Origin of the sequence: Aphanizomenon sp. CS-733/32 (assembly GCF_028330045.1) — a bacterium.
GTDB lineage: Bacteria > Cyanobacteriota > Cyanobacteriia > Cyanobacteriales > Nostocaceae > Dolichospermum > Dolichospermum gracile.
Window position 1 is genome coordinate 48251 of the sequence record NZ_JAQMSE010000127.1, and the last position, 17188, is coordinate 65438.

The 17188-nt window shown below is 39.6% G+C and carries 21 protein-coding genes; 15 read left to right on the forward strand and 6 right to left on the reverse strand.

All coding sequences use genetic code 11. The annotated features are described in order from the left end of the window. Positions 1-10 precede the first annotated feature (10 nt). Positions 11-898, reverse strand: a complete 888-nt coding sequence (locus PN471_RS09785; protein WP_271776677.1) for an alpha/beta fold hydrolase — start codon at positions 896-898, stop codon at positions 11-13. Positions 899-1039: 141 nt separating this feature from the next. Between PN471_RS09785 and PN471_RS09790 the strand changes: the two genes are divergently transcribed. From PN471_RS09790 to PN471_RS09840, 11 genes are all read left to right on the forward strand, one after another. Further along, positions 1040-1351: a carbon dioxide-concentrating mechanism protein CcmK gene (locus tag PN471_RS09790; RefSeq protein ID WP_104388181.1), complete on the forward strand. Its 312-nt coding sequence runs from the start codon at positions 1040-1042 to the stop codon at positions 1349-1351. Positions 1352-1441: 90 nt separating this feature from the next. After that, entirely contained in the window at positions 1442-1789 is a 348-nt protein-coding gene (locus PN471_RS09795) for a carbon dioxide-concentrating mechanism protein CcmK (protein WP_271776678.1), read from the forward strand. 513 nt (positions 1790-2302) lie between these two features. Continuing rightward, entirely contained in the window at positions 2303-3475 is a 1173-nt protein-coding gene (locus PN471_RS09800; RefSeq protein WP_271776679.1) for a HetZ-related protein 2, read from the forward strand. A gap of 91 nt (positions 3476-3566) precedes the next feature. Continuing rightward, positions 3567-4250: a Crp/Fnr family transcriptional regulator gene (locus PN471_RS09805; RefSeq protein ID WP_271776680.1), complete on the forward strand. Its 684-nt coding sequence runs from the start codon at positions 3567-3569 to the stop codon at positions 4248-4250. Positions 4251-4514: 264 nt separating this feature from the next. Further along, positions 4515-5435 (forward strand): class I SAM-dependent methyltransferase, encoded by a 921-nt coding sequence (locus PN471_RS09810; RefSeq protein ID WP_271776681.1) that lies wholly within the window; start codon positions 4515-4517, stop codon positions 5433-5435. Beyond that, positions 5428-6405 carry a PrsW family intramembrane metalloprotease gene (locus PN471_RS09815; protein ID WP_271776682.1) on the forward strand — a complete coding sequence of 326 codons (978 nt, stop codon included), beginning with the start codon at positions 5428-5430 and terminating at the stop codon, positions 6403-6405. Before PN471_RS09810 ends, PN471_RS09815 begins: the two co-directional genes overlap by 8 nt. 288 nt (positions 6406-6693) lie before the next feature. Continuing rightward, positions 6694-6924 carry a type II toxin-antitoxin system VapB family antitoxin gene (locus PN471_RS09820; RefSeq protein WP_271776683.1) on the forward strand — a complete coding sequence of 77 codons (231 nt, stop codon included), beginning with the start codon at positions 6694-6696 and terminating at the stop codon, positions 6922-6924. Further along, positions 6921-7070 carry a hypothetical protein gene (locus PN471_RS09825; RefSeq protein ID WP_271776684.1) on the forward strand — a complete coding sequence of 50 codons (150 nt, stop codon included), beginning with the start codon at positions 6921-6923 and terminating at the stop codon, positions 7068-7070. Before PN471_RS09820 ends, PN471_RS09825 begins: the two co-directional genes overlap by 4 nt. Positions 7071-7131: 61 nt before the next feature. After that, positions 7132-7350, forward strand: coding sequence for a PIN domain-containing protein (locus tag PN471_RS09830; protein ID WP_334311907.1), 219 nt, complete (start codon positions 7132-7134; stop codon positions 7348-7350). Positions 7351-7490: 140 nt separating this feature from the next. Then, positions 7491-7772 (forward strand): type II toxin-antitoxin system Phd/YefM family antitoxin, encoded by a 282-nt coding sequence (locus PN471_RS09835; RefSeq protein WP_271776685.1) that lies wholly within the window; start codon positions 7491-7493, stop codon positions 7770-7772. After that, complete coding sequence (locus tag PN471_RS09840; RefSeq protein ID WP_271776686.1) at positions 7765-8088, forward strand: Txe/YoeB family addiction module toxin; 324 nt, start codon at positions 7765-7767, stop codon at positions 8086-8088. Before PN471_RS09835 ends, PN471_RS09840 begins: the two co-directional genes overlap by 8 nt. Positions 8089-8314: 226 nt before the next feature. Here the strand turns inward: PN471_RS09840 and PN471_RS09845 are convergent, their stop codons facing one another. Next, entirely contained in the window at positions 8315-9583 is a 1269-nt protein-coding gene (locus PN471_RS09845; RefSeq protein ID WP_271776687.1) for a 6-carboxytetrahydropterin synthase, read from the reverse strand. A gap of 224 nt (positions 9584-9807) precedes the next feature. Between PN471_RS09845 and PN471_RS09850 the strand changes: the two genes are divergently transcribed. Next, positions 9808-10590, forward strand: a complete 783-nt coding sequence (locus tag PN471_RS09850; RefSeq protein WP_271776688.1) for a TrmH family RNA methyltransferase — start codon at positions 9808-9810, stop codon at positions 10588-10590. A gap of 165 nt (positions 10591-10755) precedes the next feature. Here the strand turns inward: PN471_RS09850 and PN471_RS09855 are convergent, their stop codons facing one another. Next, on the reverse strand, positions 10756-10971 hold the full coding sequence (locus PN471_RS09855) for a hypothetical protein (RefSeq protein ID WP_193892307.1): 216 nt from the start codon (positions 10969-10971) through the stop codon (positions 10756-10758). A 74-nt stretch (positions 10972-11045) separates the two neighbouring features. On the opposite strand from PN471_RS09855, the gene PN471_RS09860 reads away from it, so the two are divergent. Further along, positions 11046-11621, forward strand: a complete 576-nt coding sequence (locus tag PN471_RS09860) for a thermonuclease family protein (RefSeq protein ID WP_271776710.1) — start codon at positions 11046-11048, stop codon at positions 11619-11621. A gap of 778 nt (positions 11622-12399) precedes the next feature. On the opposite strand, the gene PN471_RS09865 is transcribed toward PN471_RS09860, so the two are convergent. Further along, entirely contained in the window at positions 12400-12645 is a 246-nt protein-coding gene (locus tag PN471_RS09865; RefSeq protein ID WP_271776689.1) for a hypothetical protein, read from the reverse strand. A 110-nt stretch (positions 12646-12755) separates the two neighbouring features. Beyond that, positions 12756-14546, reverse strand: a complete 1791-nt coding sequence (typA, locus tag PN471_RS09870; RefSeq protein ID WP_271776690.1) for a translational GTPase TypA — start codon at positions 14544-14546, stop codon at positions 12756-12758. 493 nt (positions 14547-15039) lie between these two features. Here typA and PN471_RS09875 point away from each other — a divergent pair, with 493 nt between their 5' ends. After that, complete coding sequence (locus PN471_RS09875; RefSeq protein WP_271776711.1) at positions 15040-15288, forward strand: Panacea domain-containing protein; 249 nt, start codon at positions 15040-15042, stop codon at positions 15286-15288. Positions 15289-15300: 12 nt separating this feature from the next. Continuing rightward, complete coding sequence (locus PN471_RS09880) at positions 15301-15873, forward strand: HD domain-containing protein (protein WP_271776691.1); 573 nt, start codon at positions 15301-15303, stop codon at positions 15871-15873. 142 nt (positions 15874-16015) lie between these two features. Here the strand turns inward: PN471_RS09880 and PN471_RS09885 are convergent, their stop codons facing one another. After that, on the reverse strand, positions 16016-17032 hold the full coding sequence (locus tag PN471_RS09885) for a ribose-phosphate pyrophosphokinase (RefSeq protein ID WP_193892264.1): 1017 nt from the start codon (positions 17030-17032) through the stop codon (positions 16016-16018). Positions 17033-17188: the final 156 nt, after the last annotated feature.

Below are 17188 nucleotides of genomic sequence, written 5' to 3' on the forward strand. Positions count from 1 at the left end.
TACTCAAACTTTATTTCCGAAATTCTAATATATGTTCAGCAACAATTTGTGGTCGTTCTAAATGAGGAATATGTCCACAATCTTTAATCCAAATTAGCTTACTTTGGGGAATAGCTTTGGCAAATTTGGGAGCATCCCCAGTTCCTAAAATTTTATCACTATCGCCCCATAAAATTAAAGTTTGTTGCTCAATTTGGGCAAGTTGGGGAAATTTAAAAGCGCTATAACCGCCACTTTTGGTAAAGGCAATTAAGGCTTGAGTCCAATTAGGCATTTGTAAGTGTAATTCTCCACAACACAAAGCATCCTCAGAGATGAGATCAGGGTTTTTGTACGCAGTTCGACAAATGCTTTTACGCACTTTGGGATTCCGCAAAAATTCCGTTGCCCAATAGTCCAAAGGTGGGAATATATATTTACTTAATGGGGAATTACCTTTTAATCCCGCACTATCTATTAATACTAGTTGTTTGACTGCTTCCGGGTAAGTGAGGGTAAAATCTATAGCCGCAGCCCCACCCATTGACGCACCCACCAAAATAACAGGTTGGTTAATCAGGGTTTGCCAAAACGAGTGGAGATGGTTTTTAATGGCTTCAGAACTGTAAGCAATCCCCGGTAATCTATCTGTAAAGCCAAATCCCAACAAATCCACAGCCCAAACTGCGTTTTTTTCTGCCAATAACGGCAAAAGTCGGCGATATTCTAACACCGAACTATCAAAACCATGAATTAATAAAATCGGTGTACCACCATCACCCTGTTGAATATAAGTGGTATTAATGGGTTCATTGGCGGCATGAGCAAGAATCGCCTGACTTTGGATATTTTGAGCCAAAGCGATGGATGTTGGTTCTGTGAGTTGACCAACGGCGGCAGGAAGAAAACTTGGAAACATAAATTCCAGTGTACATCAGTGCGTACCACCATGACCAATACCCAGTGATCAATTAAAAAAGAAAATTTCCGCAAAAATAAAAATAGGTACACAATCCCCGTAAAATAAGAATCGGTTATCCAAAAGTAGGAGATTCAAGCCATGCCAATGGCAGTTGGCGCAATTGAAACATTAGGCTTTCCCGCAGTCTTAGCATCAGCAGATGCTATGGTTAAAGCCGCTGCTGTCACTTTGGTATACTACGGTATAGCCGAAAGTGGCCGTATGATTGTTGCTGTCAGAGGACAGGTGGCCGAAGTAAAAACAGCCGTAGCGGCTGGTATTGTGGCTGGTGAAGCAGCCTATGGTGGTCAGGTTATTACCCACTACATTATTCCCAATCCCCCGGAAAATGTAGAAACAGTTTTACCGATCCACTTCACGTCCAAATCTGAACCTTTCCGTATTTTCTAAGTAAGTTCGCTATCAAAAATTGAAGCCCAGCTTCATAAACATAATTTGTAGCAACCTATAACTTTTTATATTCATAACAGGAGATTAAAAATGTCACTACAAGCTGTTGGATCATTAGAAACCAAGGGTTTTCCCGCCGTTCTCGCCGCAGCAGACGCAATGGTCAAAGCCGGTCGAGTTACTCTTGTAGGTTATATCAGAGTTGGTAGCGCTCGCTTCACCGTGAATATTCGCGGTGACGTTTCTGAAGTGAAAGCTGCTATGGCCGCTGGGGTAGAAGCTGCTGAAAATGTTTATGGTGGTACTCTTGAATCTTGGGTAATTATTCCCCGTCCCCATGAAAACGTTGAAGCTGTATTACCTATCGCTTATACAGCAGACGTTCAACAATATCGAGATTCTGTGGAAAATCCCATCATTGGTGCGTCTAGAGGCTAATTGGTATGTTCGGCTGGTAATGGGTAATGGGTAGTGACTGGGAATTTGAGATTTGAGATTTGAGATTTTAGATGAAAAAAATTTGGTATAAGTCTCCATACTTGAGGACAAAAACATACTCGCTGCGCTGCGTACGCTTCGCTAACGTCAATCCAAAATCCAAAATCGTCAATCCAAAATCAAGTGACTTCCTATTCCCTCTTTCCCTAACTAGCGATATTACAGCAGAATTCAGGAGTCAGGAGTAAAAATGGCTTTGTGTCTAGGTTTAAATTGAGATTTTGTACCTCCTAACTACGTAACCTGTCGGATGATCTTCATAGTTTCATAACGGCTGAATCTTGAAATAAAATTCATTAATTCATCCGTCTCTATCTACGGTTAATTATTTTTGAAATCTTATTCAATGTAGCTTCATCTTAATTCGGTATTGGGGTCTATTGAACGAATCAAATAGGAGTTATTACCTGCTACTAAATCGCTAAATCTAATTTCGAGGAGCGGAATATCGCTATGACAACAGATGGGGCAAATCTAGCTCAATATTGGCAACAGCGACTAAGTGCGGAATGTCCAGAACAAAGTCAGGCTACCAGACAAAGTATTCTTAACTGGCTTTTGGGAGTAGATTTAGAAAGGTTTAATTTACTTAACCCAAAAGAATTAGAAATTGCTAAACAAGCAATGGAATATCGGTGGCGAATTCTGCACAAACGTTATTTAGGGATGGGCAGAGAAAAGGCTTATCGTCAACTGATTAGCCGATTGGGTAGTGTGGTGGCAGTCAGAAACAAAATTCAAACGTGGATATCCCTCAGCCGCGATCGCCAACGGAGTGTTGTTGATGTGCTGCAAGAAGTCATCCAAGAACTGATGCAAAGTGACTCATATATCCAACAACAAATGACGCACATTGCCGCATTAACAACGGACAAAAGATTGCGGGACACATTACTATTTGCCAGCATCGAAGAATATTGTTTGCGCCCTGTGCGGAATCAACCAATTTTAATGTACCGCTTTGTTAACTACCTGCGACGGATGCAGCGGGGAGGCTTGACACAAGTACCTAGCAGGGAATTAGTAAAACTTGTTTCCGAGGAAATTCTCACCGAAAACAACGACAATCCAGTGAGTTTAGTTGATAATCAGGCGATCACTCAATATCAAGAAACCCAACACCTAGAAGAACAAATCACCAACCGTCAACTCATACAGGAAAAATTTGAACAATACCTGTTAGAAAATATTGGACAACACGCAGTAGACTGGTTGCGATTGTATCTGCAAGGTAAATCCCCAGAAGAAATTGCCAAACAACTCCAAAAACCTATCAAAGAAGTATATCGTCTCCGGGAAAAACTCAGTTATCATGCCGTCCGCGTTTTTGCCATCAAAGATCAACCAGAACTAATTGATAACTGGCTATCCATCTCCCTAGAAGAACATAATCTAGGGCTAACAGAAACCCAATGGCAACAACTCCCAGAAAAAATCACCCCTCTAGGACAACAAATCCTCAACCTCCGCAAAGCAGGTAACTCCATAGAAACTATAGCCCAACAACTACAACTTAAAAATCATCAAGTTCTAGGTGAATGGACGAAAATTTATCTTGCCGCCCAAACTCTGAGAAGTCAGAATTATCACAGGAGTCAGGAGTCAGGAGTCAGGAGTCAGAAGTAAAAACCTGTTGTGGACAGAGTTTCGCCCCTACCCCTCCTAGAAAGCCCCTGCCCCTTACCTATTCCCTACTTACCATCCTTCCTTAGATATAATGAAAAAAGATATTATTATTGATACTTTTCCACTCTTTAGTACATCCAGCCCAGAAACCAGAGAATGGCTGCTGAATATAGCAACCGAACATGATTACCCATCAGGACGGGCTGTTTTAATGGAAGATGCCTGGGGTAATGCAGTTTACTTTATTGTTTCCGGTTGGGTAAAAGTTCGCCGCACCAAGGTCGAAGAATCCGTCACCATAGCAATTTTAGGACCAGGTGATTTCTTTGGAGAAATGGCTGTTTTAGATGAATTTCCAAGATCAACGGACGTTGTTTCCCTTTCCAAAGTAAAACTACTAAGTGTTTCTAGGGAGAGTTTTATTCAAATCCTGTTTAAAGACTCACATTTACATCATAGAATGCTGCAACTGATGGTAGGCAGAATTCGTCAAATTAATCTGCGGTTACAAATGCGTTTGTCACCACCTGCGGTTAAACTTGCCCATGTCTTAGTAAGTTTAACCGATAGTTATAGTCAAGAATCAGAACAAGGCCAGAAAATTTTTAACATTCCCCTGAAAGATTTGGCAGAAGTGACAGAAATCACCCTGGAAGAAACAACCAAAATCATGGAAAAACTCTCTGAAAAAGAATGGATTAAAATTGATACTGCTAACAACACCATTAATCTGATCAACTATACACGACTCGCGGCTTTAGCCAGCAAACTCTAAGTAGGGTTTGCTGAATAAGTTGTCTGTGAAGGTAGGTGACAGGGGACAGGTGACAGTTTCAACTATCCGGATATCCTCAATTTTCCAAATCCGACAAGGAAAATAGGTGCAAGGTTTTTGAGGAGGGTAGTACCAAAACGGGGCATTTTACCTCTAATAAACTTAAAAGTTTGGGGATGACAGATAGCAAATTTAACCAGATATAGACTCAAATCCAGCCAATATGTCATAAATTAAAAAGAGTGTTCCAGAGAAGATTGATTTATGACTACTACCATCAAGACCGAACCTGATTTAGCGTCCCATTTTGTTAATAGCATCTTGGCCATTAAACCCGTAGCTAATTTTGCTAAACACCGAGCTAGACAAATGATGATTAAACGGGCTGAAAAAATTGGTGTATTTTGGACAAAGGAAGTAGAGAAACTGCAAACCCGTGATTGGGGAAGCGATTTAGCGCAAGTCCAAAATCCCCAGCTAAACTACCCAGATTACTACGTCACCTCATTCCACGCCTATGAAACCGGAAATCTCAGTTGGCAAGCAGCTTTTGAAGTAGAATCTGCGGCTCATGCTGTCCACTCTAGGATTTGGCAGCAACCGGAAAATCAAGGTGACGCAAAACTTCGCCAAAGCTTTCACGATATCCTCAAAAATTCTATTTCTGAGCAGCCAAAAGATATTATAGACTTAGGATGTAGCGTGGGGATGAGTACGTTTGCCCTCCAGGCAGTTTATCCCCATGCTAAAATTATCGGTTTAGACTTATCTCCTTACTTCCTAGCTGTAGCTAACTATCGTAGCCAAGAACGTCAAACCCAAATTAACTGGGTACATAGTCAAGCAGAATCTACAGGCATAGCAGATGCTTCCTTTGATTTAGCTTCGATTTTTTTGATGTGTCATGAATTACCTCAGTCAGCAACTCACCAGATTTTTGCTGAAGCTAGACGTATTTTACGTCCCGGTGGACACCTAGCAATTATGGACATGAATCCCAAATCGGAAATTTACAAAAAAATGCCAACTTATATTTTGACGTTGCTTAGAAGTACTGAACCTTATTTAGATGAATATTTCAGTTTGGATATTGAACAAGCCTTAATTGGGGCAGGTTTCCAACCTCCTACTATTACTAGCAATAGTCCGCGTCACCGTACTATCATTGCTCAGGTGAGTGGCTAATTTATATTTAGTGTTGTGGGCAGTTATTCCCCCCCTGCTGTTTTTGTGGTTTTACTACCGCAGAACTCCTGCCGCCCCACATTGGTTCAGTTTATGGGTTTTGTTCACTATTGGTGCTATCTCTGGTTTTGCTGCTCTGGGCTTAGAATGGGCTATGGAAAATGTGGCTAACCGGGTTTTAGACTGGCAGCAGATTCAGCGTCATTTTTCTGGAGTCGTTTTTCGGCAAATATTAGCGATCGCTCCCATTGAAGAAGGTTGTAAATTAGTAGCTGTTATTCTGCCCATTTCCTATCTACAACGTCAGTATTATCTGCGAGCTACTACAGTTTTTTTATTTACCATAGCCGTAGCTTTAGGTTTCACAGCCGAAGAAACCTGGATTTATTTATCTCACGGCACATCTTCCATTCTCGACCGCAGCATTGGCACACCAGTCCATGCCATGTTTTCTGCCCCTTGGGGATATGCTTTAGCAATATACATTTCTGTCAGTAAAAGGTTTAATCGCCATCGGCATTTAATTTTTATTGCTTGGTTAAATTCTGTTTTCTTTCATGCTTTAGTCAATATTTTATCTATTTCTGTGAGGTTTTCACGACCTACAAATTTACTCATTTATTGTTTATTTCCTGTACTATTATGGATGTTTTGGCGGTTGGAACAACTACTGCGAAAACTCCAGAAAAAACACCCTTTAGAGTTAATTTCTGGACTTACATCCTCAGCCCGCACTTGGCAAAGAGGTTTAGTATTGTTAATCCTATCACTAGGCGGAAATTCTCTATTTGGATTATTGATTCTCTCCAGAAAAATTAGTCCTTTGCGGTGGGAACTTTGGTTTGATCCGAAAATTTTCTGGTTTATAGTCCAAGAACTATTATTCAATTTTGGCTTAGGACTTTTAGCTTGGTTAATTTATCGCTATTTACGCAGTTTAGTCGGTCGTCCGTATTTGTTTAACCGATAATTAGCATTATCAAAAATAAAACTTAGGTGGATGTAGATGTGGTTTCTAGCTGCTCCTTTGACTTGGTGGTATAATCATGATAGTAAAAGAAGGGAAAATATTAGATTTAGTAGCGGATATTCTTGATGGTTAACCATTTACAGGCTTAGGTAAATCTGAACTTTTATAGGACTTACGTACGAGTCACGGAATAACGAACCACAGAGGCACAGAGAACACGGAGAAATGAGGATTTGAGGAATATTTTGCGTAAGTCCTGTTTTATTGAATATAACGGAGAACAAAACAATGACCATTATCACAATAGATGATGAACTAATTAATGAAATTATCGCAGTCAGTCACTATGAAAATGCACAGGAAGCAGTCATTAAAATATTATCCAATTACTTGCAGCAACAAAAAAAGGAACTGCCTTTATTTGAGAGATTACGTTTTATAGATGAAGAATCTGCCGAAGATGATATCGCCTTATTGTTTGAACGTGATCAAGACACAGGCAGAAATTTTGAACTATGACTTATCTAATTGATACTTGTGTAATGTCTGAGTTTGTTAAACAAGCTCCCAACCCCCAAGTTAGTCAATGGTTTAATCAGCAACCAATGGAACAGTTATTTTTAAGTAGTATAACCATCGCTGAAATAAAAAAAAGGGATTTATAAAATCCAAAACTCACAACCTGAACGATATCAAAAACTAAAAATATGGCTGCAAAAAGTAGAAATTGAATTTTATTCCCGTGTTTTACCGATACATGATGATATTTTAGATAATTGGGCAAAATTTTCTGCAAATGCAGAATTGAAAGGTAAAAAATTAGCCGTAATGGATAGTCTGATTGCCGCAACAGCGCATTATCATCAATTGACTTTAGTTACTCGCAATGTTGATGATTTTAAAATGACACCAGTTAAAATTATCAATCCTTACAATCTTGAGTGAATTTCATAATACTGAAGACGGCTTTTTGCAGTTCGCATAAAATATCCAAATATATTTTTACTAACCAAGTAATGATCTGATTAACTAGCTTTGAGTTCCTCTGTTGTACAATATAGTTGTAAAACTCCTTAAAAAAGAGAATGTTAAGCAAAGAAACCACTTACTCGCAAGCAAAGTTGAATTTAGCAACTATCTTAGATCAGGTGTGTGACCAACGGGAAATTGTAGTAATTAAACGTCGTAATCAGAAAAATGTGGCGTTAATTGCCGAAGATGAACTTTCTAGTTTATTAGAGTGTGTTTATTTATTAAGATCACCTGAAAACGCTCAACGTTTATTTCGGGCTTTAGAATGGGCTGAAACAACAATAGAAACTCCTCAAACATTGGCTGAATTAAAAGAGGAGTTAGGAATTGAGTAGTAAGAAAAAAAAGCCAGATACTCATGATGAAGAGCCAAAATTATCTGGTTATTTTCCTATTTTCAGTCCTGATTTTAAAGTAGATTTGGCTTGGTGGTATAGTCATGACCGCAAAAAAGGGGATAAGATATTAGATCTAGTAGCCGATATTCTTGATGGTCAACCATTTACGGGCTTAGGTAAACCTGAACCTCTTAAATATATTGCTCCTGATACTTGGTCACGACGCATTGATTTAGAACATCGTTTGGTTTATAAAGTTACCGAAAATAAAGTTTATTTTTTACAAGCTCGTTATCATTATGAATCAGATTAAAATTAAAATATAAAATTTTTGATCCTGTTGGTTTTTTCTATTTCTCATGAATGGAGTTATGGCAAACATAACACCAACTATTGATTCTATTATTGCTGCAACTACCAAGCATTATGGACTTGAGTTGGTGACGTTAGATAAAAAATTAGCAAATAAGCTTAGTTTTATAACTGAATAGAGCAAATAGATCCCCCACTTCTCAAAGAAGTCGGGGATCTGGATGGGTTTAAACTATTGCCAATACGGGTTGACTTACTGCTGCATTAACAGATATTGATTCAGAATCAGCCGCATAGATTTCGCAAGCGTTATTGGGACTTTCCACCAATTTAACTTTGTAAAGAGTTGCACCTAATTCTTGAATAGGCGATCGCAAAGTATTACTAATATAAAGAGCAATATTTTCCGCCGTTGGCACAACTTGATTAAAGAAAGCAACATCCTTATTTAAGAAAGTATGATCAAATGGCTCAATCACATAATCTGTAATTATCTGATTTAAAGCCCCCAAATCAATCACCATCCCCGTAGAGGAGTCAATATCCCCTTTTATAGTTACTTCCAACTGATAATTATGTCCATGTCCATTTACACGGGCGCATTTACCATAAATTTCCGTGTTTTTTGCTAAACTCAAATCAGGGTGTGCCAATCTATGAGCAGAGCTAAAATGAGTGCTAATACTCAAATACCCCTCCATATCCTGACCTGAATAATCTGTCCAAAGCTGATGACTTTCAAACAGTTTAACGTTGGATAGCTTCACCCCTAATTCATCAACGGGCGATTCTAAAAGACCATGAATGTAACGGGAAATATTCTCTGTAGTGGGGACAATATCGGCAAAATAAGGAATATCCTCATTTACACAAGAGTGATCAAATATTTTCACCACATAATCTTCCACCACTCGATTTAAAGCAGCTACATCCACAATCATGCCAGTCCGGGAGTCTATTTCCCCTCCTACAGTCACCTCTAGATGATAATTATGTCCGTGAGTCTGAGTACATCTACCATATTTATCAACACTGAGGTTAGGTGCTAGACGGTGAGCAGCGCTAAAATGAGTCCTGATGGTTAAATTAGCTTGTTTTCCCTCTCCTTGATAATCTGCCCAAAGTTGAGGATGTTCAAATAACTGGACGCGCACCACAGGTAAATGGGGTGATAAACGTTCCCAAATCACTCGCGCCATATTTTCCGTCGTGGGGAGAGTTTGTTGAAATTCTGTCCACACATCATTGAGATAGGAAAAATCTAGTTGACTGGTAACTTCCTTCTTGATGACGTGCTTCACATCGGACAAGTTTAGTACCATCCCATACTCATCTAATTCCCCAATCATAGAAATAAACAAGACATAGTTATGTCCGTGTCCAGGAAATTTCGAGTAAGCACCAAATTTTTCTAAATTCTCGATTTCACTCAGTTCGGGGAACCAATACCGACCAACTGCTGAAAACTGATCACGGCGATTAACAATACATTGCATGAGTATACTGGGAAGAGAACTTAATATTTCTTAAACTTCTGACTATTTACAGCATAAACCAATTTGTTACCTAGCGATCGCTGAGTTTTCCGAAAATACTTGGTAATTGAGTCAATACAAGTAACGCTATAATCGGAGATTGAGATTAACGAACGGGTTCAAGTCCGGGGTTCTGTATATCAATTTTGGATTAATCTCAAATCCGAAATTTAAAATCTAAGATTGTGATCACAAGTTTACAAAATTCTTTAGTTAAACAAATCCGCAAGTTGCACTCCACAAAGGAGAGAAATAAGCAACAACTATTTTTATTAGAAGGAACACATTTGCTGGAAGAAGCTTGTGCGGTTTCCTATCCCTTAGATGCGGTATGTTGTACTTCACAATGGCATGATACACATCCCCAACTATGGGAAGTTATTTGTAGTCAGTGCTATCGGGTGGAAATTGTCAGTCCAGAAGTTCTAGCAGCAATGGCTACAACTGTCAATCCTGATGGTATAGTGGCTATTGCTCAAAAAGAAGCACAACCAAGACAAATTCCTTGCACTGGCTTAGTTCTGGCTTTAGAAACTGTCCAAGATCCTGGTAACTTGGGAACTATGATTCGCACAGCCGCAGCCGCGGGTGCATCAGGTTTATGGTTAAGTGAAGATAGTGTAGATTTAGATAATCCCAAGGTTTTACGGGCTTCTGCTGGACAATGGTTTCGCTTAAATATGGCTGTAAGTGCAGATTTGCAAACTACCGTCCGGCAAAGTCAGCAAGCAGGTATGCAGGTAATAGCTACCTTACTTAATGCCGATTTAACCTATTGGCAAGTAGATTGGCGTAAACCTAGTTTAATATTATTGGGTAACGAAGGAGCGGGATTATCACCAGATTTAGCCGCATTAGCGGATATCCAGGTGAAAATTCCCCTCAGTCCCGGAGTTGAATCCTTGAATGTAGGTATCACTGCTGCTTTAATGTTGTATGAAGCTCAAAGACAGAAAATTTCTCAGTAGGGTTTGCTGTATCAGCCGAAAACCTGAATAAATCAAGATTTTTCGGGTTAGAAAGGTGAATTAGGTGCAAAGAACCAGCGTTGAAACCGTTCATTTATCGCTCACTTTCCCAAATTTAATCTTATTCTTGCCTCCCTCCTTCTTCTGACTCCGAACTCCGAACTCCTATTTGTTTTTTTGCTCTAAATACTGTTCAATATCAGCAATTGCATCTTCCCAAGCAGCTAGATCAAAAGTATGAGTGTGTTCATTACTTTCTTTGTTTGTAGAATTATCTATATCTGATATGACATGATCCGGCATAGTATCTTCTAACTGATTGAGGAATTCCTGTATATCTTGATCAACAGAATTGCTTTGAGAGTCTTTAATAGGTTTCATAATCTTCATAAGAGAATCAAGATTGATGTATTTAATGGTAAGTTGCAGTGACTAATCCAACCTTCTATATGAACATGAATAAATTTGTGAAAAAAGGCTTAATCTGGCTGGGTATAGCTACTATTACCTTGAGTTTAATGGCGTGCGATCGCCTGTTTCCTCGTCAAGGTGATATAGTTGAGAGAGTCAGTGATGGTGATACATTAGTATTGAAAAATGCTGATGGTAAAAAGTTCACAGTGCGGTTTGCTTGTATTGATGCTCCAGAAATACCCCATTCTCAGAAAGAAAAAAAGAGTAAAATTACTAAAGATGTCAATCAGTTTGCTTGGGGGATGAAAGCAAAAATACGGATAGAGGAACTGATCAAACAAACAGATAATCGTGTACAGTTAAATATCACAGATAGCGATCGCTATGGCAGAAAAATTGCCGAAGTACGTTTAAAAGATGGCACATTTTTACAGCAAGTTTTACTACAAGAAGGATTGGCTAAAGTATATCGTTCTTACTTGAGCAAATGTCCAGACAAGGACATAGTACAACAAGCCGAAGCACAAGCCCAACAGCAAAAAATTGGGGTTTGGAGCGATAAAAAATTTGTTGACCCTTGGGATTATCGGAAAATAAAGAGACAAGTTAGAGATTAAGTAGGTGAACAGAAAAATTTAAAGGTATGTGAAGAAAAGTAAAATCACTCAAAACTCTCTTCCTGTTCCCTGTTCCCTTGCCCCAACAACAATTTTTAACGCCAAGCTACTTACTTGGATTCATCCATATTTCTAATCGGCTAAAAAGTCGGGAAGAAATCAGAGTTAATTTTGACAAAAATTCACGTAAGAACTCAAAGGGATGATCTTCCCAACAAGGTTCGGGTACTAACCAAACCAATTTGCTTTTAATTTCGTCTTCAACTTCCTCTGAATCATAATTTATAATCATTAAATATTCACAGAAAACCTACAAATAACAATCCTGTACATCCTGAAATCCTGGTTATCCTGATATGGCTTGCGCCACGCTACGCTATCAGACAACCACAACCAACAATCTCCAAATAGGAAGCCAGGGAATAAATTCTCTGTCTAAAAGCTCAGGTCGGTTTAAACCGACTATCGGGAATGATGGAATATTACATTTATGATTAAAGGATTTACAGGATGATAAAATATAAAATGGGCGATCGCTAATAAAATTCTATAAATCTTAAAATCCTGCGGATAATCGGTGAAAGTAGAATTTCGTGTACATTAACAAATTCTTCTGCAAACCATGAATCAGCTATTATATCATCAGCTAAATAGTAGATAAAAATATTTGTATCATAAAGATAGTTTATAATATTTTGTCAGAATCAGGATAACCAGGATTAGAGGATTAACAGGATGATTCTTTGATAATTACTAGACGTGAATGATGTATTGATTATTACAGTAATTTTATAAAAATTACCCTTTGGTGATCATTGATTTTTAAAGCATATATAGTTGAATCATAGGAATGATTAAGTTTGATATTTCTAAGTTGTTCGCTACTTTGATAAAATAACATCTTATCTTTAGATAAGGTTTCAAAATACCGATTCATTTCTTTAATCAGTTTAAACTTGTCTGGATCATTAAATTGTTCTAAATCCTTTTCAAAATCTTTTGTCGAATCAATGAGTATATCCACAGTTTTAACTCCTGAGTCGAAATTGTCAAATTACTGGAAATTTAATAGCATGAGAGTGTCAAGAAGTGAATGAATTTAATTAGGGTGGGGAAACCCCACCATTACAGATATTAGCGTTTCACTAATTTCTTAGACATCTTGCGAAGACGAATAGATTCAGGTGTAACTTCCACCAATTCATCTTGAGCAATGTATTCCAAAGCTCGTTCTAAATTCATATCTACGGGTGTTTGTAACTGAGTCAGTTCTTCACCACCAGATGAACGGTGGTTGGTTAACTGCTTGGTTTTACAAACGTTCAATTCCAAATCTTGGGGACGATTATGTTCACCAATAATCATGCCTTTGTAAACTTTTGTGCCTTCACTGATGAAGAATACGCCTCGATCTTCACAGTTTTTCATGGCGTAGGATGTAGAAACACCCTCGTCAAAGGAGATGAGAACGCCTTTGTTACGGGCTTCAATATCACCGCAAAGGGGACGATAATCAAGGAAACTGTGGTTCATGATGCCTTCACCGCGAGTCATTCGCATGAATTCACCCCGGAAACCGATTAAACCACGAGCAGCAACGATAAACTCTAGTTGGGTGCGATCGCCTCCACCTGGCTGCATATCTTGCATTTCTGCTTTCCGTTGTCCTAGGCGTTCAATACAGCTACCAACTGCATCAGCGGGAACGTCCAAAGCTAGAAGTTCAAAAGGTTCGCAAGGTTGACCATTAACTGTGCGGTAAATTACTTGAGGTTGAGATACTTGGAACTCAAAACCTTCACGACGCATGGTTTCGATTAAGATACCCAGGTGTAATTCACCCCGACCAGAAACTAGGAATTTATCGGGAGAGTCGGTGTCTTCAACGCGCAAAGCTACGTTGGTTTCTAATTCGCGGTATAGGCGATCGCGGATTTGGCGAGATGTTACCAATTTACCTTCTTGACCAGCAAAGGGCGAATCATTCACCCAGAAAGTCATTTGTAAAGTTGGTTCATCCACCTTAATTAAGGGTAGAGCCAGAGGTTCATTAGGATCTGTAATAGTTTCACCAATATAAGCATCAGCAAAACCAGCTACAGCCACAATATAACCTGCGGTAGCCTCTTCCATTTCTATCCGTTTTAAACCTTCAAATCCCATCAGTTTGGTAACTTTGCCCTTGACAATGCTGCCATCTTCTACTACCAAAGCAGCTTGTTGTCCTGCGCGGATAGTTCCATTATGGATTTTACCAATGATAATCCGTCCTAAATACTCAGAATAATCTAGGGTAGTCACTTGCAATTGCAGAGGCTTGTTAGGATCGCCCACAGGTGCGGGGACGTGACGGAGAATAGCATTAAATAGCGGCTGCATATCTACCCCTTCCTCTTCCAAGGTTTCTTTAGCGAAACCAGCCATACCGGAAGCAAATAGATATTTGAAATCACACTGATCTTCATCTGCACCTAATTCTAAGAACAGATCCAAGACCTTATCAACAGCAACGTGGGGGTCAGCTTGGCCACGGTCAATTTTGTTAATAACGACGATAGGACGGAGACCCTTTTCCAAGGCCTTTTTCAACACAAAGCGGGTTTGGGGCATTGGACCTTCGTTGGCATCAACAATCAGAATACAACCGTCCACCATGCCGAGTACCCGTTCCACTTCTCCACCGAAGTCAGCGTGTCCAGGGGTATCAACGATATTAATCAGAGTGTCTTTGTAACGAACCGCTGTATTTTTAGAAAGAATTGTAATGCCTCGTTCCCGTTCCAAATCATTGGAGTCCATGACACAATCCGGAACGTCTTCGCCTTCGCGGAAAATGCCGGACTGTTTGAGGAGAGCGTCAACAAGGGTGGTTTTACCGTGGTCAACGTGGGCGATAATGGCGACGTTACGAATTGGGAGCGTCATAGATGATTTGGGTAAACTTTAGGGTTTTTAGATTAAGAAGCTTTGGGCTGGGCTGTTCTAACAGAAGTGGGGATGATTTGCCAATTCTGTAACGAACCTTTAATAATTCTAGCTTAATTGTCACAAATATTGTTATTTTGATAATAAATATCAAGAGCATGGTTTAGGTTGAAGAGTCTGTTAATGAGATTGTATAGTAAAAATGTACTAAAAATGTCTATTCTCAACTATAATTAAGACGTGTGTTGTGTGGTTAAAAATTATTGGGATAGCTAGTACCGCAAGGCGTTCGTCAAAAGTCAAAAGTCAAAACTAATACTGAGCAAGCTTTTTGGCGATTGATAATGGTTGATTTATTTACGCCGTGTTGTACTAGTTTATTTTAGTCAGTTTATTTGGATTTGCGAGTTTGATTATGATTGATTGTCTAACTGTGGCTCGCTACTTCATTATGAAAGCTTATACAGATGGTATGGAAGCAGAAATGACAAACATGAAATCTCAAAAGCTTTTATACTATGCTCAAAGTTTGCATTTAGCAATGTATGATGAGCCATTATTTCCAGAAGAAATCCAGGCATGGCGTTATGGTCCTGTATGTCCACCTGCTTATAGGTCCGGGGGGTGCGGAATGTGGGTTAGAAATAATAGCACCCTGATTTCAACTGAGAGATTATCTTTCTCTTCCTTCTCCTCCTCTTCCTTCGTGTTCTTCGTCCCTTCGTGGTTCATTTCCTATTAATATCATCTAAAAATGCTATCAGAAAGATTTACCCAAGCGCTTACCTACGCCCACGAACTCCACGCCACGCAAAAACGCAAAGGTGGGGATATTCCCTATATTACCCATTTACTAGGAGTAGCCAGCATAGCCTTAGAATATGGTGCTAATGAAGATGAAGCGATCGCCGCCTTACTACATGATGCCATAGAAGACCAAGGCGGAGCAGCCACCAGAGCAGAAATTCGTCGGCGATTTGGAGATCATGTCACCGCCATAGTTGATGGTTGTACAGACGCAGACACCACACCTAAACCCCCTTGGAAAAGCCGGAAAGAAGCCTATATTGCCCATATTGCCACCGCTTCCCCAGAAGTATTGCTAGTTTCCGCCGCTGACAAACTCCATAACCTCCGGTCAATTATCAAAGATTATCGGATGATTGGTGATGCTGTTTGGGAACGGTTTCAAGGTGGCAAAGCAGGCACACTTTGGTATTATCGTTCCCTCGCAGATGCTTTCTGGAAACATCAAATTACGCCCTTAGTTGAAGAATTAGAAAGAGTAGTTTCTGAATTAGAAATTTTAGCTGCATACAAAAAATGAAGAACGAAAACTTTCATCCTTCATTATTAACAACACATTGCAGGTTGCAGGAGGTACAAAGTTATCATGCTTTTACTCCTTCTTTCTTCCTCCTGACTCCTGAGTCCTTTTTTCTTCCTTGAGGATGATAGCTATTGGTTGATTAACGAAATAAACTACTAAGTGAGCTATCCTCATGAATCCGCCAAATTGCTTCTCCCAGCAGATTAGCGACGGAAAGCGTCACCAATTGCGGAAACTGATTAGCCTCTGGGATAGGAATAGTATTAGTGACTATAACCTCCTCAAAGACCCCACTAGACAATCGCTCAATTGCCGGTGGGGAAAATACAGCATGAGTAGCACAAGCATATACCTGACTCGCACCTTCCTGACGTAGTAAATTAGCCCCCGCCGCAATCGTACCGCCAGTATCAATCATGTCATCCACCAATATGGCAGTTTTGCCTCTCACATCACCAATCACATTTAAGACTTCGGCAACATTATGAGCCTGACGGCGTTTGTCAATAATTGCTAGTGGTGCATCATTCAATTTTTTCGCAAATGCCCTAGCCCGTGCTACCCCACCCACGTCAGGGGAAACAACCACAATATCCTGTAATCCTTTGCTAATGAGATAATCTAGGATAACTGGTGAACCATAGACATGATCAAAGGGAATATCGAAATAGCCCTGAATTTGGGCTGCGTGCAAATCCATTGCCAAAACTCGATTAGCGCCTGCTTCAGTAATCAAATTAGCAACTAATTTCGCAGTAATTGACTCTCTACCGGCTGTTTTTCTGTCAGCACGAGCATAACCATAGTAAGGAATTACTGCTGTAATCTGGCGTGCAGATGCTCGACGACAAGCATCAATCATAATTAGTAATTCCATCAAATGATCATTGACGGGTTGACAACTGGGCTGGATTAAATAGACATCACAACCCCGAATTGATTCTTGGATTTGAACATAAAGTTCTCCGTCCGCAAATCTTTTGCGAATCATTGGACCTAAGTCCATGCCTAGATAACGAGCGACTTCTTGCGACAATGTTATATTGGCAGAACCGGAAAACAGCCGCAGGCGATTATTGTCAGGTAGTCCCGTTGCTATTGACTGAACTGGTAGAGTGGCAGAACTTAGCACAGCAGATCCTCGAAGTGCATTCATAGAAATATCATCAGAGATTGAGCAAATTTAGCCGAAATTGAGTCAACAAATAATATTGATCTTCCAGTTAGCTCTGGGGTGTTACAACACCTATGATTAAATAACACCAAATGTGCAAACAGTTATTTTATGATAATTGTTACCAATTAATAACCC

Excerpts from the sequence above, each read along its gene's own strand:
- PN471_RS09835 (WP_271776685.1), top strand. The coding sequence starts at position 7,491 with ATGTTAAGCAAAGAAACCACTTACTCGCAAGCAAAGTTGAATTTAGCA.
- typA (WP_271776690.1), bottom strand. The coding sequence starts at position 14,546 with ATGACGCTCCCAATTCGTAACGTCGCCATTATCGCCCACGTTGACCAC.
- PN471_RS09860 (WP_271776710.1), top strand. The coding sequence starts at position 11,046 with ATGAATAAATTTGTGAAAAAAGGCTTAATCTGGCTGGGTATAGCTACT.
- PN471_RS09845 (WP_271776687.1), bottom strand. The coding sequence starts at position 9,583 with ATGCAATGTATTGTTAATCGCCGTGATCAGTTTTCAGCAGTTGGTCGG.
- PN471_RS09805 (WP_271776680.1), top strand. The coding sequence starts at position 3,567 with ATGAAAAAAGATATTATTATTGATACTTTTCCACTCTTTAGTACATCC.
- PN471_RS09825 (WP_271776684.1), top strand. The coding sequence starts at position 6,921 with ATGACTTATCTAATTGATACTTGTGTAATGTCTGAGTTTGTTAAACAA.
- PN471_RS09795 (WP_271776678.1), top strand. The coding sequence starts at position 1,442 with ATGTCACTACAAGCTGTTGGATCATTAGAAACCAAGGGTTTTCCCGCC.
- PN471_RS09820 (WP_271776683.1), top strand. The coding sequence starts at position 6,694 with ATGACCATTATCACAATAGATGATGAACTAATTAATGAAATTATCGCA.
- PN471_RS09785 (WP_271776677.1), bottom strand. The coding sequence starts at position 898 with ATGTTTCCAAGTTTTCTTCCTGCCGCCGTTGGTCAACTCACAGAACCA.
- PN471_RS09855 (WP_193892307.1), bottom strand. The coding sequence starts at position 10,971 with ATGAAACCTATTAAAGACTCTCAAAGCAATTCTGTTGATCAAGATATA.
- PN471_RS09875 (WP_271776711.1), top strand. The coding sequence starts at position 15,040 with ATGAAATCTCAAAAGCTTTTATACTATGCTCAAAGTTTGCATTTAGCA.
- PN471_RS09885 (WP_193892264.1), bottom strand. The coding sequence starts at position 17,032 with ATGAATGCACTTCGAGGATCTGCTGTGCTAAGTTCTGCCACTCTACCA.
- PN471_RS09880 (WP_271776691.1), top strand. The coding sequence starts at position 15,301 with ATGCTATCAGAAAGATTTACCCAAGCGCTTACCTACGCCCACGAACTC.
- PN471_RS09790 (WP_104388181.1), top strand. The coding sequence starts at position 1,040 with ATGCCAATGGCAGTTGGCGCAATTGAAACATTAGGCTTTCCCGCAGTC.
- PN471_RS09800 (WP_271776679.1), top strand. The coding sequence starts at position 2,303 with ATGACAACAGATGGGGCAAATCTAGCTCAATATTGGCAACAGCGACTA.
- PN471_RS09810 (WP_271776681.1), top strand. The coding sequence starts at position 4,515 with ATGACTACTACCATCAAGACCGAACCTGATTTAGCGTCCCATTTTGTT.